Raw genomic sequence first — 543 nt, 5'->3', positions numbered from 1 at the left:
CGAATATGTTCGTAAAATGCGCGCATCCGTATTGGTGATGGGTCCACTTCTTGCTCGCACAGGCCATTCGAGAGTGGCTTTGCCTGGAGGATGTGCAATCGGTTCAAGACCGATCGATCAGCATCTGAAAGGCTTTGAAGCAATGGGGGCAAAAATTAAGGTCGGAAACGGCTTTATTGAAGCGACTGTAGAAGGCCGCCTTCAAGGAGCGAAAATTTACCTTGATTTCCCTAGTGTCGGAGCAACTGAAAACCTGATTATGGCTGCAGCTTTGGCTGAGGGCACGACAACTCTCGAAAATGCTGCTAAAGAGCCTGAAATCGTTGATCTGGCTAACTATATCAATGCAATGGGCGGTAAAATTCGGGGTGCCGGTACAGGCACCATTAAAATTGAAGGCGTTAAGGCGCTTCATGGGGCAAAACATACGATTATTCCTGACCGGATAGAGGCGGGAACGTTCATGGTTGCCGCGGCGATTACCGAAGGGAACGTACTGGTAAAGGGAGCGGTTCCTGAGCACTTAACATCTTTAATTGCGAA

At 48.8% G+C, this 543-nt stretch carries 1 pseudogene; it reads left to right on the top strand.

What is annotated here, in order from left to right:
* Window positions 1-543 (top strand): annotated as a pseudogene (locus tag ACWHAR_RS31105) (UDP-N-acetylglucosamine 1-carboxyvinyltransferase); the annotation flags it as partial.

Source organism: Bacillus sp. LR--39, from assembly GCF_053613335.1.
The sequence above is the reverse complement of the archived record's forward strand: the minus strand, read 5'-3'. Positions and strand labels throughout refer to the sequence as shown.